This is a genomic window from Brevundimonas sp., assembly GCF_035999125.1.
GTDB lineage: Bacteria > Pseudomonadota > Alphaproteobacteria > Caulobacterales > Caulobacteraceae > Brevundimonas.
In genome coordinates this window covers 1-23664 of record NZ_DASYGX010000005.1, presented here as the reverse complement: position 1 = coordinate 23664, position 23664 = coordinate 1, and the positions used below count along the sequence as shown (strand labels likewise).

Below are 23664 nucleotides of genomic sequence, written 5' to 3'. Positions count from 1 at the left end.
GGGCGCGCATTGATCAATGCGCATCATCCCAGTTCGACGCCGCCCGCGCCTCGACCACCAGCGGCACCGACAGCGCCACGGCCGGTTCCGCCGCGCCCTCCATCACCCGCTTGATCACCTTGATCGCGCGGTCGGCCTCGGCCTCCGGGGCCTCGAACACCAGTTCGTCGTGGACCTGCAGCAGCATGCGCGTGGTCAGGCCCGCCCCGGCCAGGGCGCCGGGCATGCGGATCATGGCGCGGCGGATCACGTCGGCGGCGGCGCCCTGGATGGGGGCGTTGATGGCGGCGCGTTCGCCGAAGCTGCGCTCGGCGGCCGATTTCGACTGGATGGCCGGGATGTGGATGCGGCGGCCGAAGACGGTCGAGACCCACCCGGTCTCGCGCACCCGCGCCTTCGTCGCGTCCATGTAGGCGCGGATGCCGGGGAAGCGCTCGAAATAGGTCTTGATGTAGGCCCCGGCCTCGCCCTGGTCGATGCCCAGCTGATTGGCCAGGCCGAAGGCCGAGATGCCGTACACGATGCCGAAATTGATCGCCTTGGCCCGCCGGCGCGTCTCGGGGTCCATCTGGTCCACCGGCACGCCGAACATCTCGGATGCCGTGGCGGTGTGGATGTCGGCGCCGGCGGCGAAGGCGCGCTTCAGCTCCGGAATGTCGCCGATGTGGGCCAGCAGGCGCAGCTCGATCTGGGAATAGTCCGCGCTGATCAGCACGTGGCCGGGCGCGGCGATGAAGGCCTTGCGGATCTGGCGGCCGGTTTCCGTCCGTATCGGGATGTTCTGCAGATTGGGGTCGCTGGAGGCCAGCCGCCCGGTCGAGGCGGCCGCCAGCTGATAGCTGGTGTGCACGCGGTCGGTGTCGGGGTCCGCCGCCTCGATCAGGGCGTCTGTGTAGGTGCCCTTCAGCTTGGACAGCTGGCGCCAGTCCAGCAGCACGCGCGGCAGCTCGTGCGTCAGGGCCAGCGTCTCCAGCGTGGCGGCGCCGGTCTCCCATTGGCCCGACGCGGTCTTCTTGCCGCCGGGCAGGTTCATCTCGCCGAACAGGATGTCGCCGATCTGGCGCGGGCTGCCGACGTTGAAGGGGCGGCCGGCCAGGGCGTGGGCCTTCTCCTCCAGCTCGGCCATCTTCATTCCGAACTCGGACGACAGGCTCTTCAGCCGCGCGGGATCGACGCGGACGCCGGCCCGCTCCATGTCGGCCAGCACGGCGGGCATGCCGCGCTCCAGCGTCTCATAGACGGTGACCAGACCCTCGTCGGCCAGCCGGGGCTTGAGCACCCGCCACAGGCGCAGGGTGACGTCGGCGTCCTCGGCGGCGTAGGCGGTCGCGGGCTTCAGCTCGACGTGCTTGAAGCTCTTCTGCGCCTTGCCGGTCCCCGCCACCTGCTTGAACGGGATGGGGTCGTGGCCCAGATGCCGCCGCGCCAGCTCGTCCATGCCGTGCGAATGCAGGCCGCCGTCCAGCACGTAGGAGATCAGCATGGTGTCGTCGATCGGCGCCACGGTGATGCCGCGGCGGGCCATGACGGCCAGGTCGTACTTGCCGTTCTGCACCACCTTCAGCACGCCGGGGTCTTCCAGCAGCGGCTTCAACCGGGCCAGCACCGTGGGCTTGTCCAGCTGGGTCAGCGGCTCGCGCGCGTCGGCCTGCCCCCCGAAATCCAGCCCGCCCGCGCTCTCCAGCGGCGGATGCTCGTGCGTCAGGGGGATGTAACAGGCGTCGTTGGGCCCGATCGCCAGCGACACGCCGCACAGCCCCGCATGCGTCGCCGACAGGGCGTCGGTCTCGGTGTCGAAGCCCACCACGCCCGCCTCCCGCGCGCGGGCGATGACGGCGTCGAGCTCCTCCAGCGTCTGGATGCAGCGATAGGCGTCGTGGTCGAAGCCCTGCGCCTCGACCGGCGCGGCCTCCGTGGGCGCGAAGCGGGGGGTGGAGACCGGCGCGGTCAGGGGCCTGGGCCGGGCGACGAAGGCCGTGCCGTCGCGCGCCGGGGCCTTGCCGTCGCCGACGCGGGCCCGCAGGCTGCGGAACTCCATCTCGTCCAGGAAGGCGCCCAGCACCTCCGGGTCCGGATCGCGCACGGCGAAGTCCTCGATCGGCTCCGGCGCCGGCGCGTCGCAGGTCAGTCGCACCAACTCGCGGCTGAGCAGGATCTGGTCGCGGAAGGCGATCAGCGTCTCGCGCCGCTTGGGCTGTTTGATCTCGCCCGCCCGCGCCAGTAGCGTGTCCAGATCGCCGTATTCGTCAAGCAGCTGGGCCGCCGTCTTGGGGCCGATGCCGGGGGCGCCGGGCACGTTGTCGACGCTGTCGCCGATCAGGGCCTGAAGGTCGATCATCTTGTCCGGCGTCACGCCGAACTTCTCCATCACCGCGTCTTCGGCCAGGCGGCGGTCCTTCATCGGATCCCACATGACCACCTGCGGCCCGATCAGCTGCATCAGGTCCTTGTCCGACGACACGATCACCGCGTCGCCGCCCGCGTCGCGCGCCTTGCAGGCATAGGTCGCGATCAGGTCGTCCGCCTCATATCCGGGCAGTTCGACGCAATGCACGCCGAACGCCGCCGTCGCCTGGCGCACCAACGGAAACTGCGGCACCAGATCCTCCGGCGGCGCGCTGCGATTGGCCTTGTACTGGTCGTACAGATCGTTCCGGAACGTCTTCTCCGAATGATCGAAGATCGCCACCAGATGCGTCGGCCCATCCGCCCCCTTCATGTCCCGCAGCAGCTTCCACAGCATGTTGCAGTAGCCCTGCACCGCCCCGACGGGCAGGCCGTCGGACTTGCGCGTCAGGGGCGGCAGGGCGTGATAGGCGCGGAAGATGTAGGCCGAGGCGTCGATCATCCACAGCCGCAGCGCGGGGCCCTCCTGCGCGCGGGAGTCTTCGGTGTCGGTCGCGGCGTCGGTCATTCGCGGAACATAGGCGGACCGCGTCGCCGCGTCAGCCGCTTCCCGACGTGTCGACGATCAGAACTCGCGCCAGCTGTCGCCCGGATCGCGCTCGCCGGGGTCCAGGCGCTGCTGGCCCCAGGCGAAGATCATGAACAGCTTGTGGCTGCGGATGCGGAACTGGCCGGTCATCGGATCGACCACGCCCAGGGGCGCGCCGGTCCGGGCGTCGTAGAGAAACCCCGAGAACTCCGCCACGCCGACCCGGTCGCGTCGGCTGTAGACCGACAGTTCGGGCAAGGAGACGACGTTGAAGCTGTCGTTGATGGGGATGCGCATCTCCGGCACGCCGAACACCCGCCGCATCTGCTCCATGGCCAGGGCGCCGGCGCGGATCTCGAAGATCACGTCCGCCTCCTCGCGCGTCCGGGCGAGGGCGTGCCCGCCCTTGGACAGGGACTCGCGGATGGCGCTCACGGCATAGGGCGCGTTCTCGGCTCGGAAGTAGGCGTCGTCGATGAAGACGCGCGCCGTCTTCGGCACCGGCAGAGTGAGTCCGTCCACGGCGTCGTCGGCGGCTCGGGCGACCAGCAACTGCTCCGTCGCCGTCCGACCCGGATAGGTCTCCGTCGTCGAGGCGCACGCGGCCAGCAGCAGCGGCACAGCGAGGGCGAGGACAGGCTTCACCACGTGCCTGCGTTCGGCATGGAGACCCAGGGTTCGGCCGGCGGCAGGCGTTCGCCCTCCTGCAGCAGCTCGATAGAGATGCCGTCCGGCGACCGGACGAAGGCCATGTGACCGTCGCGCGGCGGACGGTTGATCGTCACGCCTCCGGCCCTCAGGCGCTCGCAGGCGGCGTAGATGTCGTCCACGCGATAGGCCAGATGCCCGAAGTTGCGGCCGCCCGTATAAACCTCGGGATCCCAGTTCCAGGTCAGCTCCACTTCCGGCGACCGCTCGGCCGCCGAGCGATCCAGATCCTTCGGCGCCGCGAGGAAGACCAGGGTGAAGCGCCCCGCCTCGTTGTCCATGCGTCGGACTTCCTGGAGGCCCAGCAGATCGCACCAGAAGCGCAGCGAGGCGTCGAGGTCGGTCACGCGGACCATGGTGTGCAGATAGCGCATGAGCTCTTCCGGGGAGGGATGGGCGCAGGACGTGTAGCCGAACCGGGGATTGGTCCCGGTCAAATCATGTGACTCAGTGGTCGCCGAGGTGACGCGGCGACGGATCGTCGTAGTGGGCGTTCACGCCCTTCGGCGCCTTCTTGCCTTCCTGACGCACGAATCGGCGGTCGCAGTAGCCGCAATCGACGAACGGCCTTTCGCCCAGCTCCAGCCAGACCAGGGGGTGGCCCAGCGCGCCGCCGCCGCCGTCGCAGGCGACGCGGTGGCCGGTGACGGCGAACTGCTCCGGCGGGGGCAGGGCCTCGGGAGAGACGGTTGCGGGCACGCGCGCGGTCATTCGGGGCTCACGACTTGGCGGGACGAGGTCGGCGGCATACCTATGCGGCACCCCGCGCGGCGTCAAACGGCCCGGCGGCAGCCCAAGGCCATGATGTCCGACACCTCCGTGCTTCCCGCCGACGCCGTCCGCATTCGCGGCCTCACCAAAACCTATGCGGGGTCGAAGTCGGCGCCGCCGAAGGAGGCGCTGAAGGGCGTCGACCTGACCATTCCGCGCGGTTCCATGTTCGGCCTGCTGGGCCCGAACGGCGCGGGCAAGTCCACGCTGATCAACATCCTGGCCGGCGTGGTGAACAAGTCGGGCGGCGAGGTTTCGGTGTGGGGCCGCGATCTGGACCGCGATCCACGCGGCGTGCGTGCGGCGCTGGGCGTCGTGCCGCAGGAGATTTCGGCCGACGTCTTCTTCACCCCTCGCGAGGCCCTGGAGGTCCAGGCCGGCTTCTACGGCGTGCCGGCGAACCGGCGGCGGTCGGACGAGCTGCTGGCCGCGCTCGGTCTTGCCGACAAGGCCGGGGCCTATGTGCGCGCCCTGTCTGGGGGCATGAAGCGGCGCCTGATGGTGGCCAAGGCGCTGGTGCACAATCCGCCGATCCTGATCCTGGACGAGCCCACCGCCGGGGTGGACGTCGAGCTGCGCCGCCAGCTTTGGGCCTATGTGCGCGAGCTGAACGCCGCGGGCGTCACCGTCATCCTGACCACCCATTATCTGGAGGAGGCGCAGGAGCTCTGCGACACCATCGCCATCGTCAACCGGGGCGAGGTCGTCGCCTGCGAGCCGACGCCGGTCCTGCTGCGCCGTCTGGACACGCGCAACGTCGTGGTCGTGCCGGAGGGCGAGCTGGCGGCCGTGCCTGAGCTGGAGGGTTTCGAAGCGTCCGCCCGACCCGGCGGCGCCTTCGCGGTGACGTATCGCAAGGGGCATGGCTCGGTCGAACAGGTGCTGGCGGCCGTGCGCGCGGCCGGGGTGACGATCCAGGACGTGTCGACCGAGGATCCCGATCTGGAAGACGTCTTCGTCGCCCTGACCTACGGCGACGCGTCGCGGCCGGATCCGACTCGGGACTGACGCGCGTCGTCCTGCTTGTGTCGCTTGTCACGATCGAGGGAAGGCGAATGTCCCTCATTTGTGTCCGCCAATGTGGTTGGCGGAAGTCTCCGTCAGACGATCATCACCGTGCCGAGCAGCACCCGCGCCCCGGCCCGTCCCAATGTGCGGTCGGTGACCGCCTGAAGCTCGCGCGCCAGTCGCTCGACGTCCGGCGGCGCGCCCGGCAGCATGGCGGACGCCGCCTGCTGCACGACGGTGTTATAGGCGGAACGAAGACGCGGGGCCGACTGGGTCGCGCGCGTCCGAAGCGCGGCGTCAGGAACGTCCACACCGGTTTCCACGGTCATTACGCCGGTGGCGCCGCCGGGGCGTCTGGCGTTCGCCGTGACCGTCGCCAATCGCACATAGGTGGCGGGCCCACCGCCACCTCCGCCGCCGCCGCCGGCCACGTCGCGTTTCAGTCCGAGAAGGGCGCGTCTGTCCATGACGGCACACTGCACGGCGCCGCTTGACGCCCGGTTAAGCTGCGGCGTCCGTGGTCACCATGGGCTTCAGGTCCAGCCGCGCGAACAGCGCCGCGTCCGCGTCGTCTTCGGGATTCGGCGTGGTCAGCAGACGTCCGCCCACGAAGATGGAGTTTGCGCCGGCCAGGAAGCAAAGCGCCTGCATCTCCGCGCTCATCGCCTCGCGGCCGGCCGACAGGCGGACGATCGACTTCGGACAGACCAGCCGCGCGACGGCCACGGTCCGCACGAACTCGATCGGGTCGATCGTCCCCTGAGCCGCCACCCGGTCGCCCAGCGGCGTGCCGACGATGGGCGCCAGCGCATTGACCGGCAGGCTGTCGGGATGCACCGGCAGGGTCGCCAGCGCATGCAGCAGGCCGATCCGGTCCTCGCGGCCCTCGCCCATGCCCACGATGCCGCCGCAGCAGGTCGCCAGGCCCGCCTCGCGCACGTGCTCCAGCGTGTCCAGCCGATCCTGCCAGGTCCGCGTCGTCACGACCTCGCCGTAGAACTCCGGCGACGTGTCGAGATTGTGATTGTAGAAATCCAGCCCCGCCGCCTTCAGCGCCCGCGCCTGCTCCGCCGTCAGCATGCCGAGCGTCGCGCAAGTCTGCAGGCCCAGAGCCTTCACCCCGGCGATCATGGTCGCGAGCTTCGGCAGGTCGCGATCCTTCAGCTCGCGCCAGGCGGCGCCCATGCAGAAGCGGTCGGCGCCGCCGGCCTTGGCCGCCATGGCCTCGGCCAGCACGGCCTGGGCCTCCATCAGCTTTTCGGCCTTCAGCCCGGTGTCGAAATGGGCGGATTGGGAGCAGTAGCCGCAGTTCTCGGCGCAGCCGCCCGTCTTGATCGACAGCAGGCGGCTCTTCTGGATCGCCGACGGATCGAAGTTCGCGCGATGCACTTCCGCCGCGCGGAAGACCAGGTCCATGAACGGCAGGTCGAACAGGGCCGCGACCCGGTCGCGGGTCCAGTCGTGGCGGGGGGCGGCGGATTCGATCGACATGGCCGCTTCCTGCGACGGGCGGCGCTTCCGGGCAAGCCTCAGATCTCCAGGATCAGCTCGCCGCGATCCAGATCGATGACCACGCCCTCGAAGACGCCCAGGACGTCGACGCCGATGAGCATGGCGGGCTCGTCGGCCAGACCCAGGTGTCGGAAGATGTGGAAATCGCCCATCAGGACGCCCAGCCGGTCCATCAGCATGCCGCCCATCCGCACGGAGTTGACCGACATGGGCTGGGCGGCGATGGACGCGCCCGTGGGCGACTGCACCACATGTCCATCCTCTGCGCCCACAACGGCCAGCGGCCGGGCCTGCGCCGCCTCCGCCAGAGCCGGATTTATCAGACTGACGGCCGCGCCGGTGTCGACGACGCCCTTGGCCGGGCGCCCCCTGGCCAGCATCTGCAGAGTGATCAGACCCCGCGCCGGGGCGTCCGGAGGCGCCGGGGGCGGCGAGAAGGTGATGCGCGGACGCTCCGCCTGAAGGAAGGAGTCGTCGTCGAGACGTGAGCGGCCGATCGAAGTGCCCCGACGGCCCCTCAAGCGGAGATCCACCCGCTGCCCGGCCAGAAGGTCCAGGCCCAGAAGGCCGTCCAGCCCGATCAACCCCCGCCTGTCTCCGACCGCGAGACGGACGTCCGATCGATTCAGCGCGCCGCTCGACAGGGTCGCCGCGCGGACCAGGTCGACCGGCTCGGCGCCGACGATGGTGTGCATGACAGCCGCGCCCGCCGGGCTCAGCTCCAGCTGTCCGACCAGGTCCGAGGCGACGACCGAGGCCGTCGCGGCGGTGTCCAGGGCGAAGATCAGATCCCGGCCGTTCAGGCGGACGGGAACGGTCGACCGGCCCACGCGATCGAGGGCGTCCTGCGTCCGTCCCGGCCCGGCGCCGACCGCAAGCGCGGCCAGGCCCGTCAGCCCGCCCAGAACCGTTCGGCGATCCGAAATCGTCATGCGCGTCCCTCCCGACGGGACGATGGCACGCCTGTGACGCGACGGCGAGGGCATCATATAAGGATATCCTTATGCGACATTGCCCCTTGGCGGCTGAAGGTCTATAGGCGCGCGACCTTCCTCCTCGCGAAAGCAGAGCCATGACCGACTACATCGTCCGCGACGTCTCTCTCGCCGCCTATGGCGACAAGGAAATCGCCATCGCCGAGACCGAGATGCCCGGTCTGATGGCCCTGCGCGACGAGTTCGGCGCGGCCCAGCCGCTGAAGGGCGCGCGCATCGCCGGGTCGCTGCACATGACGATCCAGACGGCGGTGCTGATCCAGACGCTGGAAGCGCTGGGCGCCGAAGTGCGCTGGGCGTCGTGCAACATCTTCTCGACCCAGGACCACGCCGCGGCCGCCATCGCCGCCGCCGGCACGCCGGTGTTCGCCGTCAAGGGCGAGACGCTGGAGGAATACTGGGACTACGCCCACAAGATCTTCGAATGGGCGGACGGCGGCTATCCGAACCTGATCCTGGACGACGGCGGCGACGCCACCCTGCTGTGCGTGCTCGGACCCAAGGCCGAAAAGGACCCGTCGGTCCTGAACAACCCGACCAACGAGGAGGAAGAAGCCCTCTACAAGGTCATGAAGCGCTATCTGGCCGAGAAGCCCGGCTTCTATTCGGCCATCCGCGACGCCATCGGCGGCGTGTCTGAGGAAACCACCACGGGCGTGCACCGTCTGTATCAGATGGCCGAGCGCGGCGAGCTGCCCTTCCCCGCCATCAACGTCAACGACAGCGTCACCAAGTCCAAGTTCGACAACCTGTACGGCTGCCGCGAGAGCCTGGTCGATGCGATCCGTCGCGGCACCGACGTCATGCTGTCGGGCAAGGTCGCGGTGGTCTGCGGCTACGGCGACGTGGGCAAGGGCTCGGCCGCGTCGTTGCGCCAGGGCGGCGCCCGGGTGAAGGTCACCGAGATCGACCCCATCTGCGCGCTCCAGGCCGCCATGGAAGGCTATGAGGTCGTCACGCTGGAGGACGCCGCGTCCGAGGCCGACATCTTCGTCACCGCCACGGGCAACAAGGACGTCATCACCGTCGACCACATGCGGGCGATGAAGAACAACGCCATCGTCTGCAACATCGGCCACTTCGACTCGGAGATTCAGGTCGCGGGCCTGAAGAACTTCAAGTGGGACGAGATCAAGCCGCAGGTCCACCACATCGAGTTCCCGGACGGCAAGAAGATCATCCTTCTGTCGGAAGGCCGGCTGGTGAACCTGGGCAACGCCACGGGCCACCCCTCGTTCGTGATGTCGGCCAGCTTCACCAACCAGACGCTGGCCCAGATCGAACTGTGGACCAACAAGTCCAAGTACGAGAACAAGGTCTACGTCCTGCCCAAGCACCTGGACGAAAAGGTCGCGCGCCTGCACCTCGACAAGCTGGGCGCCAAGCTGACGCAACTCAAGCCGGACCAGGCCGACTACATCTCCGTGCCGGTGCAGGGGCCCTTCAAGCCCGAGCACTACCGCTATTGATCGTGCCGCCTGGTGCGGCGGGAGCCCTCAGTTCCCGCCCGCCGGACGCGCCCCGCGCTGGCCCGCCTCCAGGATCGGCATGCCGGCCTCGGTGGGGATGTAGATGATCTGGCGGTCCTGCTGATCCGCCGTCTCCTTCAGCATGTCGATGTAGGCCCACCGGAGATAGTTCTCCGGCCCGCCCAGGCTCTGGGCCATGATGCGGTTGGCCTCGTCGGTGCCGCGGGCGCGGGCCACTTCCGCCTGGGCCGTCAGCTGGGCCGAATCCAGCGCCGCCTGCGCTTCCAGCACCCGGATGCGGCGGTCCTGCACCGCCTGCTCATAGGCGGCCTTGCCCGCCATCTGCTTGCGATAGACGTTGTAGGTCGGCAGGCCGACCATCACGCCCACCACGACGATCAGCACGCCGACGATCCCCGCCAGAGTGGTTCCGAATCCGCGCATGTCTCAGCTCCCTTGATGCGCCGCCGAGGCCATCAGGCGCGCGAGGTGAAGTCAACCGGACACGATCGCGCTGGACAGAACCCGGCGGCCCGGCCCACGTTCGGAGGGCCATGAACGCCAATCTCCTCGCCCTGATCGCCGTCTTCGCCGCAGGGGCGGCCGCCGCCATCCAGGGACCGACCAACGCGCGCCTGGCCCAGGGCGTCGGCACGCCGCTGAACGCCGCCCTGGTGTCCTTCGCCGTCGGCACGATCACCCTGATGATCCTAGCCGTCGCCATGAATCACCGACCGGAGGGGCAGGCCGTGCGCGACGTGCCGGCTTGGGCCTGGATCGGCGGGCTGTACGGCGCGCTGTTCGTCTTCGTCCTGGCCTGGGCGACGCCGAAACTTGGGGTGGCGACGTCGCTGGCGGCGGTGGTGGCGGGTCAGCTGGTGCTGGGCCTGCTGATCGACCACTTCGGCCTGATGGGCGTGCCGCGCCAGCCGATCAGCCTGGCCCGGCTGGGCGGCACGGCCATGGTGATCGGCGGCATGCTGCTGGTGCGGCGCGGCTGACGTCGGCCTATATTCGCCCACGATGACCGAGGCGATTCCGGCCCCCGAAACCGATCTGAAGGCCGCCGAGCTGATCCGCGACGAGGCGCGTCGGGCGCCGGACAGGCCGGGCGTCTATCGCATGTACGGCGAGGACGGGGCGTGCCTGTACGTCGGCAAGGCGCGATCGCTGAAGAAGCGCATCGTTCAGTACGCGCAAGGGCGGTTCCACACCCAGCGCATCGCCCACATGGTCAGCCTGACCCGCGCGATGGAGCTGGTCGTCACGGCGACCGAGACCGAGGCGCTGCTGCTGGAATCCAACTTCATCAAGAAGCTGAAGCCGCGGTTCAACGTCGTCCTGCGCGACGACAAGTCGTTCGCCGAGCTGATGATCCGGCGCGACCACCGGGCGCCCCAGGTGAGGAAGCATCGCGGGGCGCACACGATCAAGGGCGACTATTTCGGGCCGTTCGCCTCGACCTGGGCGGTGAACCGCACCCTGACCACGCTGCAGAAGGCCTTTTTGTTGCGATCGTGCTCGGACAGCGTCTACGAAAGCCGGACGCGGCCCTGCATGCTGCACCAGATCAAGCGCTGCTCGGCGCCGTGCACGGGGCTGATCTCGCTGGAGGACTACGCGGAGCTGGTGGACGAGGCCGAGGCGTTTCTCCGCGGCAAGTCGCGGGCGGTGATCGGGCGGCTGTCGCAGGAGATGCAGGCCGCCAGCGACGGCATGGACTTCGAGACCGCCGCGCGCGTGCGCGACCGCATCCGGGCCCTGTCGGCGATCTCGATGGAGAACTCGGTCAGCGCCGAAGGGGTGGCGGAGGCCGACGTCTTCGCCCTGCATTCCGACGGCGGGCAGGCGTGCGTGCAGGTGTTCTTCTATCGCGGAGGCCAGAATTGGGGCGGACGGGCCTACTTTCCGCGCGTCGACAAGTCTGACGCCGACGCAGACATCCTGGGGGCGTTCCTGGGGCAGTTCTATGAGGACAAGCCGGTCCCGCGCGAGATTCTGTCCAACGTGGTCCCGTTCGAGAAGGAGCTGCTGGAAGAGGCCTTCTCGATGATGGCCAAGCGGACCGACGGGCGGCGCGTCGTCTCGATCGAGCGGCCGCAGCGCGGCGACCGCAAGGCGCTGGTGGACCATGCCCTGACCAATGCGCGCGAGGCGCTGGGGCGGCGGCTGGCCGAGAACTCGGCGCAGGGGAAGATCCTCGACGAGGTGGTCGAGGCCTTCGGGCTGGAGGGACGGCCGGAGCGGATCGAGATCTACGACAACGCCCACATCCAGGGCTCGAACCCCGTGGGGGCCATGGTCGTCGCGGGGCCCGAAGGCTTCCGCAAGACCCAGTACCGGAAGTTCAACATCCGCGGTGAGGACCTCACCCCCGGCGACGATTTCGGCATGATGCGCGAGGTCATGCGCCGCCGGTTCGGCCGACTGGTCAAGGAAGAGGACGAGGGCGAGGCGCCGGAGCGGCCGGACCTGCTGCTGATCGACGGCGGCCTGGGCCAGCTGTCGGCTGTGCGATCGGTGCTGGACGAGCTGGGTCTGGAGGACATCCTGGCCGTCGGCGTGGCCAAGGGGCCGGACCGGGACGCGGGGTTGGAGAAGTTCATCATCCCCGGCAGGCCGCCCTTCATGCTGCCGCTGAAGTCGCCGGCGCTCTACTACATCCAGCGGCTGCGCGACGAGGCCCACCGCTTCGCCAACGGCGCCCACGCCAAGCGCCGGTCGATGGACATCAAGAAGAATCCGCTGGACGAGATCGAGGGCGTCGGGCCGGGGCGGAAGAAGGCCCTGCTGCACGCTTTCGGATCGGCCAAGGGCGTGGGCCGGGCCTCGGTGGTGGATCTGGAAAAGGTCGAGGGCATCAACCGGGCGCTGGCCGTGCGCATCCACGCCTTCTTCCATCCGGCCGGCCGGGTCTAGGGTGCGCGCATGAGCGACTTCGCGGAAGGCACGGTGCATCGGGCGGCGGACGACCTGAAGGCGGCGATCCGCGCGGACGCCGACGTGCTGGCGCTGTGGCAGGGGCTGACGCCGCTGGGCCGCAACGAGTTCATCTGCTGGGTCGAGGACGCGAAGCAGGCGCCGACGCGCGAACGCCGCATCCGCCGCACGATCGAGGAGATGAAGGAGGGCAAGCGTCGTCCCTGCTGTTGGCCGGGCTGCCCGCATCGCGACGACAAGCCGCCCAGCCGCTGGCAGCAGGCGATGGCCGCCAAGAAGAACGCGAAATGACCGACGCCGACCCCAGGCGTCGCGATTTTCTGGCCCGGCGGATCGGGAAACGCGAGGCGGCCGGTGAACGGGAACTGGTCGGCCTGCATTTCGGCGCCGCCGAAGGGCTGCTGCGCAGACTGACGGGTGCGGGGCCTTTCCAGCCGCTCGCCTGAACGGAGAAAGCGTGGCATCTCAGGCCATCAGCCCGAGGACGCCATGACCACCGCCCCGCATCCCCACGCCAATCCCATCCCCAACATCCTGACGGGCCTGCGACTGGCGGCGGGGGTGGTGATGTTCCTGATCCTGGCGGGGGCGACGGGCGGCATCCCCTATCTGTCCAGCTATCTGAGCCCGGAGGATCAGTTCGCGCTCTATCGCGCGGCCTTCTTCATCTTTGTGGTGGCGGCGTCGACGGACTGGATCGACGGCTATCTGGCGCGGCGCTGGCACGCGACGACGCGGTGGGGCGCCATCCTCGACCCGATCGCGGACAAGGTGCTGGTGACCGGCGCCATCCTGGGCGTGCTGACGAGCGGCTCGGTGCCCCAGATCGCCATCCCCTGCGGCCTGATCCTGTTCCGGGAGTTCGCGGTGTCGGCCCTGCGCGAGACCGTGGCCGGCAAGGTCAAGCTGCCGGTCACCCTGCTGGCCAAGTGGAAGACGACGCTGCAGCTGGTGGCCCTGGGCGCCCAGCTGTTCGCGCGCAACTGGGACGGCTTCGGACTGGAGTTCGACTGGCTGCCGCACTTCCAGCTGTTCGCCGACGTCCTGATCTGGGCCGCCGCCGTGATCACCGTCTGGACCGGCTGGCAGTATTTCGAGAAGGCGCGGCAGAAGATGAGCCAGATCTGAGGGGTTAGGCAGTAGGCAGTAGGCAGTAGGCAGTAGGCAGTAGGGAAGTGTCTCGCGCGACTGGCTGAGGGAATGGATCAGATCAAAAGCTACCGCGACCTCAAGGTCTGGCCGCGAGCGATGGACTTGGCGCAGGCCGTCTACGAGCTCACCAGGTCCTTTCCGAAGGAAGAACAGTTCGGCCTGACCGCTCAAGCAAGGCGTGCTGCCGCATCGGTGGCTGCCAACATTGTGGAGGGCTATGGGCGGTCTTCAAAGGGTTCGTATTTGAACTTTCTCAGGATCGCTCAAGGCTCGCTCAAAGAGGCTGAGACCCACCTGCTGCTCGCCGTCAGAGTGGGGCTGGCAAGCGACGCGGCGTCGGTCCCCATTCTTTCTGAGGCCGACGAGCTCGGGAAAATGCTGCGCGCCCTCATCGTTCGGCTTGAAGCGCACGGCTCGGATTGAACCACATCCGCCTACTGCCTACTCACTACTGCCTACTGCCTCGCTTCAGACCCCCAGCTCTTCCAGCAGGTGATCCATCCCGTAGACGTCGCGGAGCGCGACCGTCACCGCGCCCGTCGTCACGATCACCGAGCGATTCACGTTCGGATCGTACCCATAGGCGTTGCGCTGGGTCAGGATGGTGGAGTCGAAATTGGCCCCCACGATCTCGCCCGCCGCATTTACCGCCGGCGAGCCCGACGAGCCGCCGATGGTGTCGGTGGACACGGCCATGTTCAGCACGGTGTCGGCCGGGATGCGGTCGCGCGCGGCCAGCAGCCTGGGCGCGACGTCGAAGGGCGCGGCGCCCGTCATGCGGTCCCACAGGCCGGCGAAGGTGGTGAAGGCCGGCACGGTCTGGCCTTGATAGGTCCAGCCCTCGACGCGTCCCCAGGTCAGCCGCAGGGTGCCGGTCGCGTCCGGATAGACGCTGTCGCCATAGGCGCCGAAGCGGGCGCGGGCCAGGGTTTCCGAGGCGCGGTCGGTCGGGCCGACGACGCGCTCCTCCCACTCCGCGCGGGCGGCGCGGCTCTCGTCCTGGATCGACAGGACCCACTGGATCAGGGGGTCGTCGGAGGCCTCGATCGCCTCCAGCCCGCCGTCCCACAGGGCGCGGCGCACCGCCGGGTCGGCCAGTTTCGTGCCGCCGATGACGCGCGCCGCAAGACCCTCGGGCGACTCCCGACCCAGCAATCCCCGAACCCGGGGATCGTCGACCGTCAGCCATTCGCGCGTCTTTGACAGCCACCAGCTGACCTGCATCTCTTCCAATTCGGGATAGATCGGCCGTTCGGCGGCGATGCGGCTCTGGGCGGCGCCCAGGCGGCCGTCGACGTATTCCGGCAGGCGCTCGCCCGAAGGCTTTGCCCGCTCCTGCGCCGCGCGGACCAGGGTCCAGGCATAGCCGAACAACACCGAGCCGCCCCCGGCCCGCGCCTCAAGCATCGTGTACGAAGGATACAGCGCCCGCTGGATCGGCTGGATCGCGGCCAGCTCGCCCCAGGGGTCGCCGACGTCGGCGGCCAGCGCCGGATTGGCGGCCACGCGCGCCCGGAAGTCGGCCTCGTCCGCCGCCCGCTTGGCCATGAAGTCGACGTCGATCAGGGCCCGCATGCGGCCGATGCCGCGCTTGTAGGTGTTCTCCAGCGACACCAGCGGGTCCATCACCTCGAAGGCGCGCTGGGGGCTTTCCTCGCCATAGCGGATCATGCGGCCGCGCAGCTCCGACGTGATCAGCTGATCCATCGGCAGGATGACGTCGCGGACGGTGTACAGCTGGTCCTGGGTCAGCAGGCGCTGGGTCGCGCCGGGGCTGCCGGTGACGAAGATGGGCTGGCCCTCGACGGGCTTGGACGCATTCCACGTGAAATGGATCGGCGTCGCCGCCGGTTGGCCGTTCTCGTACAGGCGGATGAAGGCCGCATCGATGGCGAAGCGCGGGAAGTTGAAGTTGTCCAGATCGCCGCCGAAGGTCGCGGCGCGATCCTCCGGCGCCCAGGCCAGGCGCACGTCGGCATAGCGCTTGTAGGTGTACAGCTTGAACTGGCCGCCCCGGTACAGGGTCACGACCTGGCAGCGGCTGTCGGTCTTGCCGGCGCAGGCCTCGGCCTCGATCGCGGCGGCTTCCGCGTCGCGGGCGCGGACGAAGGCGGCCCCCGACTGGCCGGCGCCGGCGGCCTGCATGCGCTGGGTCACGTCGGCGATGTCGGTCAGGATCTCGGCCGAGCCGCCGGGGCAGCGCTTCTCCTCGGCGCGGCTGGCGGGCAGGAAACCGGTGGCGGCGTAGTTCACCTCCGGCGTCGACAGCTGCGCCACGCAACTGGCGACGCAGTGGTTGTTGGTCATCACCAGCCCCTCGGGCGAGACCACGCCCGCCGAACAGCCGCCGAACTTGACCGACGACAGCCGCACCCTGTCCAGCCACGCCTGGTCGATGTTGGTGCCCAGCGTCGCGTTGACCCGCGCGATGGGGAAGTTGTCGAACGTCCACATCCCCTCGCCCGCCTGCACGGCGGGGGCGGCGATCAGGGTGAGGGCGGTCGCGGCGGCGACGATGCGGCGGCCGAGGGTCATGGGCGAGGCTCCGACACGAAAACTGACGCGGCGGACATTGGCGGGGGGAGGGGGTGGTGGCAAGCGGGGAGCTCCCGCCGTCACATCAGGCCTCGGCAGGAACGTGCGGATACAGCGCTGTCGCCATCAACTGCCGCCGACCTTCGTGGTCAGCCCGTTGGTACTCCGGCAGGGACGTGATCCGATGGCGCACCCTCGGCAGATGATGGGTGACGACCCACTCGGAATAGTGCTCCGCGGCCGTGCCACGGTCCGCTTCCAGTGCCGCCATCGCCGCGCGGAGAATCTCGTTGATGGGCGGGCTCAGGAGCCCCGTCGCCGTCTCGTCATCGAAGAACTTGGCCCTTAGCGCCAGCTGAAGGCAAAGCGCCACGTCACCGGACCCCTCGAAGGTGAGCGAGACCCGTCGGTCCCCGGATTGGACGTCCATCACGATCTCCTCAAGCCGTCTTTCGCAGGGAGTGGGAAGTCGCCTCCCGCATCACCGCCGCATAGCCCGGCGCGACCTCCATCCGCCGCCCCGGCTCCGTCGCCCGGACCGCGCGGTGAAGGGCCGGAAGCTTCCAGCAGGGAACGTGCATGAACAGGTGGTGCTCGGCGTGGAAGTTGACCCAGTAGGGGGCGATGAAGGCGCGTTCCCACCAGCCGGCGCGGGTGGTGCGGGCGGCGCGGAAGGGGTCGGTGGCGGAGCCCTCGACGCAGGCGTGCTCGGCGATGTTCCTCAGCCGCGTGACCATCGGGAACCAGGTCGCCAGCGGCAGCAGCCACAGGGCGAACCACGCCCACCAAACCCCGGCCAGCGCCATGACGGCGAACAGGGCGGCGTTGACCAGCAGGAACGGGGGCGCCGACTTGCCGGTGACCACCGCCCCCTCCGCCATGTCGGCGTCGCGTGAGGTGCCGAACGCCTTCAAGGCGAACAGCACCCGCTGCTTGAAGAAGGTCTGGCCGGTCAGGTCGCGGATGATCTTGCGGCGCAGGGACGCGCGGCTGACCGGGAACGGCGCCGACAGGACCAGATCGGGGTCCTCGGCCTGCTGGGCGTATTTGTGGTGGGCCAGGTGATAGGGCCGATAGGCGTCCAGGCTCGCGCCCACCGGCACGGCGCACAGCCAGTGACCCAGAAAGTCGTTCACCCGCCGGTTCGGCGACAGGCCGCCATGCGCCGCCTCGTGCATCAGGATGGCCAGCCCCAGCTGCCGCGTGCCGATGACCATGACGCAGACGGGGATCAGGATGGGCCAAATGACGCCCGCAGCGACGGCCAGCGCGATCACGCCCCAGCAGTGCGCCACAAGCAGCGGCCCGACCCAGCCGGCGCGGGTCTGGAACGGCGCCCATTCCTCGGGCGTGAAGACGTCGGCGGCGCGGACGCGCGGGGCGGCGGGCATGGCTCGACGATACCCCTGAACCGGATCAGGATGAAGCCGCGCGCGTTCAGGCGTCGGGCCGGAGACACGACATGGACGGGGTTTCGATCGAGGCGGCGCGCGAAACGCTGGCGGGCCTGTGGGGTCAGGCGGGCGTGACCTGGGTGCTGCCGGTGCTGCTGGGCCTCGGCCTGGCGGCGGCGACGGGGCTGCGGACCTTCCTGCCGCTGCTGATGATGGCGGGCGCCGAGCGGCTGAACCTGTTCGGCCTGCAGCTGAACGACAGCTGGAGCTGGGTCACGTCGGACGCGGCGATGATCGCGCTGGGCGTCGCGGCGGTGATCGAGTTCGTCGGCGACAAGATCCCGGGCGTGGACCACGCCCTGCATTCGCTGGGTCTGGTGGCGCGGCCGGTGGCGGCGGCGGTGGCGGCGGGCGGCCTGTTCGCCGGCGTCGATCCGACCACCGCCGCGGTGGCCGGGGTGATCGTGGGGGCCCCGACGGCGCTGGCCTTCAACGCGGCGCAGAGCGGGGCTCGGGTGGCCTCCACCGCGACGACGGCGGGGCTCGGCAATCCGGTGCTGAGCCTGCTGGAGGACGTGCTGGCGGTCTTCACCGTGATCCTGGCGTTTCTCGCCCCGATCCTGATCCCGGTTCTGCTGGTCGTGCTGGCGGTGGTCGTCTTCCGGCTGGCGCGGCGGCTGCGACGGCGCCGGGAAGCTCGCGCGCGGTCGGCCTGACGCGCCCGCGCCTCAGCCCTTCGACGGCAGGAAGGGCGAGAAGGTGATGACGGTGAAGGTGTCGCGGATGTGCGGCCGCGTCTGCACCGACTTCGTCACGAAGGCGCCGATGTCCATGTCCTTGGGCAGGTTGAACTTGGCCAGAAGGTCGTACTGGCCCGAGGTCGAATAGACCTCCGACACGTGCTCGACCTCGTCCACGACGTCGGCCGCCACGTCGTTGGCGTGGCCCAGCTCGCATTTGATGAAGACGAAGATGGCGGTCATCATGGGGCTGTTTCCACAGGCAGTAGGCAATAGGCAGTAGGCAGTAGGGCGTTCGAGCCCGATCGTCGAGCCGCGCGCCGTCCCACTGCCTACTGCCTACTGCCTACTGCCTCTCCCTCCGGAGCCCTGCCCTGGACCTCGAAGCCGAATACAACAACCGCGCCCGCGTGCCCGACCATCAGACGGTCATGCTGCGCTGGAAGGCCGGGAGCGAGGCGGCGCGGGCGGCGCTTCCGCCGGTCGAGCTGCGCTATGGGTCGGGGGCGCGGGAGGTGATGGATCTGTTCGAGGCGGGACCGGAGTCGCCGATCGCGGTCTTCCTGCACGGCGGCTACTGGCAGGCGCTGGACCGCAGCTGGTTCAGCTGGATCGCGCCGGCGCTGGTGAGCCGCGGCGTGAGCGTGGCCATTCCCTCCTACGACCTCGCCCCCTCGGTACGGCTGGGGCGCATCCTCATGCAGGCGCGTGACGCCGTGGAGGCGGTGCGGGCCAGGACCGGCGCGCGGCCCGTGGTCTTCGGCCACTCCGCCGGCGGGCACATGGCGTCGGCCATGTTGTCCGAGGGCCGAGCGTCGGCGGCGCTGGCCATCAGCGGCGTCTTCGATCTGGAGCCCCTGATCCCGACCTCGCTCAATGTGGCGCTGGGGCTGGACGTCTCGGAGGCCCGTGCGCTGAGCGTCACGAACTGGCCCGTGCCGGACGGCTCCACCCCCGGCGGCACGACGCTGGACTGCTGGGTCGGCGGCGAGGAGAGCCCGGAGTTCATCCGCCAGTCGCGCGACATGGCCGCCCTGTGGGGCGCGAGGGGTGTGGAGACGCGGGTCGAGGTGGTCGCGGGCGCCGACCACTTCACCGTGCTGGATCCGCTGGCGGATGCAGGGAGCGGGATGGTTAGAAGGATTGTGGAGATACCCCATGCGACCTGACCCAGGCGAGATCGTACTGGCCTGCGCCCACGTGCTCCGGGAAGAGAGATCGGTGGCCCTCGTCGTCCATCACCGCGACGGCATGTGGCAGTTCACGTGTGGGGAAGGTGACCACGAAGAGGTTGATGGTGCAGGCGGCGTTCACGCGGGACACCTGATCGCGCGCCAAACCAACCTTCGGCTCCTGCCCAACATACCCGCCGGCAAGATGGCCGAGAGTCTTGATGGTGCGTGGCGATTGCTTGATCACGATGACTGAGTCCATGCGTCATCCTCGGGCTTGACCCGAGGATCGGACGATCCGACACGCTTGGTGTGCGCCGTCCTCTACGGAGCGCGCCGCCGCCTCTGGTCCTCGGGTCGAGCCCGAGGATGACGGAGCTTTGGAGAATGGAATGCCCCACGACCGTCTGAGCGTGCTGACCGGCCTGGAGGCGCAGGGCGTGTGCCCGGTCTTCTATCATGCGGACCCCGAAGTCTGCCTGAACGTGATCCGGGCCTGCGGGCGGGGTGGGGCGCCGGTGGTGGAGTTCACCAACCGGGGCGACTTCGCCGTCGACCTGTTCGGAGAGATCGCGCGCGAGCTGCAGAAGACCGACCCCGGCGTCGTGCTCGGCATCGGCTCGGTGATCGACGCGGGCACGGCCTCGACCTTCCTGAACCGGGGCGCGCGTTTCGTGGTCAGCCCGGGGCTGGTCGAGGAGGTGGCGGTCGTCTGCAACCGGCGCATGACGGCCTATTTCCCGGGCTGCGGCTCGGTGACCGACATCATCCGCGCGCATGAGCTGGGCTGCGAGATCGTGAAGCTGTTCCCCGGCGCCTCGGTCGGCGGGCCGGACTTCGTCAAGGCGGTGCTGGGCCCCATGCCCTGGACCAAGATCATGCCGACGGGCGGCGTCGATCCGGACGCGGCGTCGATCGCCCGATGGTTCGGCAGCGGCATCGTCGCCGCCGGCATGGGTTCGAAGCTGATCACCGACGCGGCGGTGAAGGCCGGCGACTGGGGCGCGATCGAAGCCGAGGTGAGGAAGGCCGTCGACGCGGTGAAGGCGTTCCGGAAGGGCTGACGCCCTCCCGGATCACTCGATCCCCAGGTCGGCGCGGTTCAGGTCGACGTCCTCCGCCTTGATCACCACCAGGTCCGGATAGGCGGCGCGCATGCCGTCCAGGAACTGGGAGGCGTCGCCGACCACGACCACATAGGCGCGCTCGCGTCCCAACCAGCGGCCCGCGACGGCCGAGACGGCGGCGGGGTCGGTGGCGCGCAGGCGCTGCGGATAGGTCTGCATCTCCGACAGCGGCAGGCCCAGCACGACGGTGTCGGCGATGAAGCCGCCCAGGCCGCCCGTGGTCTCGATGGAACGCGAGAAGCCGCCCAGGACGAAGCTTTCGCGATCGGTCACCGCCTGGTCGGTCACAGTCTCCGTCGTCAGGCGGTCGATCTGATCCAGGACCAGCCCCACGACTTCGACCGCGCTCTCGTTCTTGGTCTGGGTCTGCGCGGACAGGGCCGTGGCCTCCGTGCGGGTCGCCAGGCCCGAGTAGGCGCCGTAGCTCAGGCCGCGCTTGTTGCGGATCTCGTTGAACAGGTGCCCGCCGCTGCCGCCGCCGATCACGGCGTTGGCCACGGCCATCGGATACCAGTCGTCGTCCTGACGCTCCGGACCGCGAACGGCGGCGGCGATGGCGGCCTGGCCGGCGCCCGGCATGTCGATCACCACCACCCGCGGCGGCGGCGGGGTTCCGGCGCGGTCGCCCGCGGTGGGCGCCGCGCCGCCGGGCCGGACCCAGTCACCGAACGTCGCCTCCGCGAAGGCGAAGGCGGATTCCGGCGACATGCCGCCGGTGATGACCAGGGCGGCGTTGTCGGGCCGCCACCAACGGGCGTGGTGGGCGACCACGTCGTCGCGGGTCATGGCGGCGAGGCTTTCGGCCGTGCCCGAGGTCGGCGCGCCGTAGGGAGAGCCGCCGTAAACCAGCCGACCGAGGGCGGCGGAGGCCAGGTTGGCGGGGTCGCGCAGGGCGACGCGCAGGCCGTTGATCCCCCGCGTGCGCTGGCGGTCCAGCTCCGCCGCCGGAAAGTCGGGACGCATCACGACGTCGGCGAAGATCGGCCCGGCCCGGTCCAGCGATGCGATGGGCGCCGACAGGCTGACGGAGGTCGAGTCCGCGCCCGCTCCGGCGCCGATCGATGCGCCGAGGGATTCCAACGAGGCGGCGATCTGCGGCGCGGTGCGTCCTCCGGCGCCTTCACGCGCCAGATTCGCCGTGCTGGAGGCGAGGCCCATCCGGCCCTCGGGGTCGCCCGACGCGCCGCCGCCGATGATCAGCTGGGCGTTCATGATCGGCAGGTCGGTGGACCTGGCCACGATGACGCGCAGACCGTTGGGCAGGGTGCGCTCGGCCACCGCAGGCACGGCGGCGACGCGCGCGGCGCCGGGCACGGGCGGGGCCATCCGCCGGCCCTCGGGCAGCAGTTCGTTCGGCGGCAGGATCGCCGGCGGCACGGAGACGAAGGTCGGGACCGGGGCGGGGTTGCGCCAGCTGTCCTCCGGCACGCCTTCGGGGCGTTGCGACTCGTCCAGATAGCGGACGCGCACGACGGCGTCGTCGCGCAGATAGGTGCGGGCGACGCGCAGCACGTCGTCGGCGGTCACGGCCTGGACGGCCGCCAGGCGGGCGTCTGGGGCCGCGGGGTCGCCTTCGGACACCAGGGCCTGGCCCAGGATGAAGGCGCGGCCGGACGCCGTCTCGCGCTGGCGCAGCTCTGAGGAGACGATCTCCATCTTGGCCTCGTCCAGCTCGGCCTGGGTGACGGGGGTGGTGCGGACGTCCGCGATCACGGCGTCATAGGCGGCCTCCGCCGCCTCCATCGACTTGCCCTGGGCGACGATGACCGTGCCGGAGATCACGCCGTCTTCTTCCATCAGATTGGCGCCGATCGAGGCCCCGGTGGCCAGCTGGTCGGCATAAATCAGCCGCTGGTACAGCCGGCTGTTCTGGCCCCGCGACAGGATGCCTTGCAGAACGTCCAGCGCCGCCGCGTCGGGATGGGTCGCCGGCACGCCCGGCCAGATCCGGCCGATCGCGGGCAGGGGCACGTTGGGCGCATAGGACACCACGTCGCGCGGCTGGGTGCGCGGCGTCTCGACCGGCCGCTGGAACGCCGGCACGGGACGTTCCGGGTTCGCAATGCCCCCGAAATACTGATCGACCCAGCGGTCCAGCTGGGCCGGATCGAAATTGCCCGACACGATCAGCGTCGCGGTGGCCGGGCGGTAGTAGGCCTCGTGGAAGGCCCGGGCGTCGTCGATGGTCGCGGCGTCCAGCTCTTCGATCGATCCGATCACGCTGCGCCGATAGATGCTCTCGTCGAAGCTGTTGTCGCCGATGACGAACCGGCCCAACCGTCCGTAGGGCGGGGCGTAGACCCTCTGGCGCAGCTCCTCCTTCACGATCGACCGCTCGGCGTCGAAGACGGCCTGGTCGACCACGGGCCGCGCCATCCGCTCGGCGTGCGTCCAGAGCATCATCTCCAGATACTCGGGCGGCACGGTCTCGTAATAGTTGGTGAAGTCCTGGCCGGTGGAGGCGTTGCGGCCGCCGCCCGCGTTCTCGACCCAGGTCGAGATCTGGCCATAGGGGATGTTGACCGTCTTGCGGCTCAGGATGTGTTCGAACAGATGGGCGAAGCCGCTGCGGCCCTCCGGATCGTCCTTGCCGCCGACGTCGTACCAGACCTGCACCGTCACCGTGCCCGCCGTGGGATCCGGCATGGCGTAGACGTCCAGGCCGTTGGGCAGTTCTCTATGCGTGTACTGCAGCGGCGGCACGGCGATGGCCGAGGCGTCCTGGGCCTGGGCCAGCCCTGGGGCGGCGGCGGTCAGAGCCAGGACGGAAGCGGCGGCCAGGGCGGCGCGCAGGGGAAGAAGACGGGACATTGGCGAAAGCTCCTCGACGGGTCGGCGGACCCTATCAGGGCGGGACTGGGGCGAAAGTTACGGTGCGTTAATGGGGCAGGATGGGCTCGGATCAGGAGCGCGGACGTCCACGTCCGCGTCTTGCGGTTGGGAGGTGTTTCGCGGACCTGGAGGTCCGCGCTCCTTTGAACGTGCGCACGCGTCTTCGCTCCGTCGTTTTTCGCGCGGAGTTGGGAAGGGCGGGCGGAGCGCCGGGCGCGGAGCCCGGATGAGGATGAGTTTACCGTTTCGGCTTCGCGACGACGCTCCGCGCGGCTCGTCTGATCAGGAGCTGTCCGAGGTGGCCGGAACCACCGCATAGGGCCGCTGCTTGGCGACTAACGGACGCGCCCCTGGCGGGCGGGCGGGAGACTTGC

The 23664-nt window shown here is 69.6% G+C and carries 25 protein-coding genes; 11 read left to right on the top strand and 14 right to left on the bottom strand.

Going from position 1 to position 23664, the window contains the following annotated elements:
- Positions 1–13: 13 nt before the first annotated feature.
- The 4 genes from polA to VGN45_RS03360 form a co-directional block, all read right to left on the bottom strand.
- Positions 14–2914 (bottom strand): DNA polymerase I, encoded by a 2901-nt coding sequence (polA, locus tag VGN45_RS03375; RefSeq protein WP_327459332.1) that lies wholly within the window; start codon positions 2912–2914, stop codon positions 14–16.
- 57 nt (positions 2915–2971) lie between these two features.
- On the bottom strand, positions 2972–3583 hold the full coding sequence (locus VGN45_RS03370; RefSeq protein WP_327459330.1) for a DUF6655 family protein: 612 nt from the start codon (positions 3581–3583) through the stop codon (positions 2972–2974).
- The gene (locus tag VGN45_RS03365; RefSeq protein ID WP_327459328.1) at positions 3577–4017 is read right to left on the bottom strand and encodes a lactoylglutathione lyase; all 441 of its coding nucleotides are present in this window, start codon (positions 4015–4017) and stop codon (positions 3577–3579) included. The genes VGN45_RS03370 and VGN45_RS03365 overlap by 7 nt, the downstream gene beginning before the upstream one ends.
- Before the next feature lie 73 nt (positions 4018–4090).
- Positions 4091–4354 (bottom strand): zinc-finger domain-containing protein, encoded by a 264-nt coding sequence (locus tag VGN45_RS03360; protein WP_327459325.1) that lies wholly within the window; start codon positions 4352–4354, stop codon positions 4091–4093.
- 93 nt (positions 4355–4447) lie between these two features.
- Here VGN45_RS03360 and VGN45_RS03355 point away from each other — a divergent pair, with 93 nt between their 5' ends.
- Positions 4448–5422, top strand: coding sequence for an ABC transporter ATP-binding protein (locus VGN45_RS03355; protein WP_327459323.1), 975 nt, complete (start codon positions 4448–4450; stop codon positions 5420–5422).
- Between the two features lie 92 nt (positions 5423–5514).
- Here VGN45_RS03355 and VGN45_RS03350 read toward each other — a convergent pair whose 3' ends face one another.
- The 3 genes from VGN45_RS03350 to VGN45_RS03340 are packed head-to-tail and all read right to left on the bottom strand — an operon-like array spanning position 5515 to position 7866.
- Positions 5515–5889 carry a Tat pathway signal protein gene (locus VGN45_RS03350; RefSeq protein ID WP_327459321.1) on the bottom strand — a complete coding sequence of 125 codons (375 nt, stop codon included), beginning with the start codon at positions 5887–5889 and terminating at the stop codon, positions 5515–5517.
- A gap of 34 nt (positions 5890–5923) precedes the next feature.
- Positions 5924–6913 carry a biotin synthase BioB gene (gene bioB, locus VGN45_RS03345; RefSeq protein WP_327459319.1) on the bottom strand — a complete coding sequence of 330 codons (990 nt, stop codon included), beginning with the start codon at positions 6911–6913 and terminating at the stop codon, positions 5924–5926.
- A 38-nt stretch (positions 6914–6951) separates the two neighbouring features.
- The gene (locus tag VGN45_RS03340) at positions 6952–7866 is read right to left on the bottom strand and encodes a pepsin/retropepsin-like aspartic protease family protein (RefSeq protein WP_327459317.1); all 915 of its coding nucleotides are present in this window, start codon (positions 7864–7866) and stop codon (positions 6952–6954) included.
- Positions 7867–8006: 140 nt separating this feature from the next.
- On the opposite strand from VGN45_RS03340, the gene ahcY reads away from it, so the two are divergent.
- Positions 8007–9398 (top strand): adenosylhomocysteinase, encoded by a 1392-nt coding sequence (gene ahcY / locus VGN45_RS03335; RefSeq protein ID WP_327459315.1) that lies wholly within the window; start codon positions 8007–8009, stop codon positions 9396–9398.
- 27 nt (positions 9399–9425) lie between these two features.
- On the opposite strand, the gene VGN45_RS03330 is transcribed toward ahcY, so the two are convergent.
- Entirely contained in the window at positions 9426–9842 is a 417-nt protein-coding gene (locus VGN45_RS03330; RefSeq protein ID WP_327459312.1) for a hypothetical protein, read from the bottom strand.
- Between the two features lie 110 nt (positions 9843–9952).
- Between VGN45_RS03330 and VGN45_RS03325 the strand changes: the two genes are divergently transcribed.
- The 6 genes from VGN45_RS03325 to VGN45_RS03300 all read left to right on the top strand — a co-directional run bounded on the left by VGN45_RS03325 (position 9953) and on the right by VGN45_RS03300 (position 13913).
- Complete coding sequence (locus VGN45_RS03325) at positions 9953–10399, top strand: DMT family transporter (protein WP_327459310.1); 447 nt, start codon at positions 9953–9955, stop codon at positions 10397–10399.
- Between the two features lie 22 nt (positions 10400–10421).
- Entirely contained in the window at positions 10422–12317 is a 1896-nt protein-coding gene (gene uvrC, locus VGN45_RS03320; RefSeq protein ID WP_327459307.1) for an excinuclease ABC subunit UvrC, read from the top strand.
- Positions 12318–12326: 9 nt separating this feature from the next.
- Entirely contained in the window at positions 12327–12629 is a 303-nt protein-coding gene (locus tag VGN45_RS03315) for a YdeI/OmpD-associated family protein (protein ID WP_327459305.1), read from the top strand.
- A complete protein-coding gene (locus VGN45_RS03310; protein ID WP_327459303.1) occupies positions 12626–12784 on the top strand; it encodes a hypothetical protein in 159 nt (52 codons plus the stop codon). Before VGN45_RS03315 ends, VGN45_RS03310 begins: the two co-directional genes overlap by 4 nt.
- A 43-nt stretch (positions 12785–12827) precedes the next feature.
- Complete coding sequence (gene pgsA, locus VGN45_RS03305) at positions 12828–13466, top strand: CDP-diacylglycerol--glycerol-3-phosphate 3-phosphatidyltransferase (RefSeq protein ID WP_327459301.1); 639 nt, start codon at positions 12828–12830, stop codon at positions 13464–13466.
- A gap of 72 nt (positions 13467–13538) precedes the next feature.
- Positions 13539–13913, top strand: coding sequence for a four helix bundle protein (locus VGN45_RS03300; protein WP_327459299.1), 375 nt, complete (start codon positions 13539–13541; stop codon positions 13911–13913).
- Positions 13914–13958: 45 nt separating this feature from the next.
- Here VGN45_RS03300 and VGN45_RS03295 read toward each other — a convergent pair whose 3' ends face one another.
- The 3 genes from VGN45_RS03295 to VGN45_RS03285 form a co-directional block, all read right to left on the bottom strand.
- Positions 13959–16025 (bottom strand): S46 family peptidase, encoded by a 2067-nt coding sequence (locus VGN45_RS03295; RefSeq protein ID WP_327459297.1) that lies wholly within the window; start codon positions 16023–16025, stop codon positions 13959–13961.
- An 85-nt stretch (positions 16026–16110) separates the two neighbouring features.
- On the bottom strand, positions 16111–16455 hold the full coding sequence (locus VGN45_RS03290) for a hypothetical protein (protein WP_327459295.1): 345 nt from the start codon (positions 16453–16455) through the stop codon (positions 16111–16113).
- A gap of 10 nt (positions 16456–16465) precedes the next feature.
- Positions 16466–17416, bottom strand: coding sequence for a fatty acid desaturase family protein (locus VGN45_RS03285; protein WP_327459293.1), 951 nt, complete (start codon positions 17414–17416; stop codon positions 16466–16468).
- A 71-nt stretch (positions 17417–17487) separates the two neighbouring features.
- Between VGN45_RS03285 and VGN45_RS03280 the strand changes: the two genes are divergently transcribed.
- Positions 17488–18135: a DUF4126 domain-containing protein gene (locus tag VGN45_RS03280; RefSeq protein ID WP_327459291.1), complete on the top strand. Its 648-nt coding sequence runs from the start codon at positions 17488–17490 to the stop codon at positions 18133–18135.
- 12 nt (positions 18136–18147) lie between these two features.
- Here the strand turns inward: VGN45_RS03280 and VGN45_RS03275 are convergent, their stop codons facing one another.
- Positions 18148–18405 (bottom strand): Lrp/AsnC family transcriptional regulator, encoded by a 258-nt coding sequence (locus tag VGN45_RS03275; protein WP_327459289.1) that lies wholly within the window; start codon positions 18403–18405, stop codon positions 18148–18150.
- A gap of 164 nt (positions 18406–18569) precedes the next feature.
- On the opposite strand from VGN45_RS03275, the gene VGN45_RS03270 reads away from it, so the two are divergent.
- Positions 18570–19328 carry an alpha/beta hydrolase gene (locus VGN45_RS03270; RefSeq protein WP_327459287.1) on the top strand — a complete coding sequence of 253 codons (759 nt, stop codon included), beginning with the start codon at positions 18570–18572 and terminating at the stop codon, positions 19326–19328.
- On the opposite strand, the gene VGN45_RS03265 is transcribed toward VGN45_RS03270, so the two are convergent.
- Positions 19294–19593 (bottom strand): hypothetical protein, encoded by a 300-nt coding sequence (locus tag VGN45_RS03265; RefSeq protein ID WP_327459285.1) that lies wholly within the window; start codon positions 19591–19593, stop codon positions 19294–19296. The two genes, VGN45_RS03270 and VGN45_RS03265, sit on opposite strands and share 35 nt — an antisense overlap.
- A gap of 130 nt (positions 19594–19723) precedes the next feature.
- On the opposite strand from VGN45_RS03265, the gene VGN45_RS03260 reads away from it, so the two are divergent.
- A complete protein-coding gene (locus VGN45_RS03260) occupies positions 19724–20395 on the top strand; it encodes a bifunctional 4-hydroxy-2-oxoglutarate aldolase/2-dehydro-3-deoxy-phosphogluconate aldolase (RefSeq protein ID WP_327459283.1) in 672 nt (223 codons plus the stop codon).
- A 12-nt stretch (positions 20396–20407) separates the two neighbouring features.
- On the opposite strand, the gene VGN45_RS03255 is transcribed toward VGN45_RS03260, so the two are convergent.
- Positions 20408–23269 carry a pitrilysin family protein gene (locus VGN45_RS03255; RefSeq protein WP_327459282.1) on the bottom strand — a complete coding sequence of 954 codons (2862 nt, stop codon included), beginning with the start codon at positions 23267–23269 and terminating at the stop codon, positions 20408–20410.
- Positions 23270–23664: the final 395 nt, after the last annotated feature.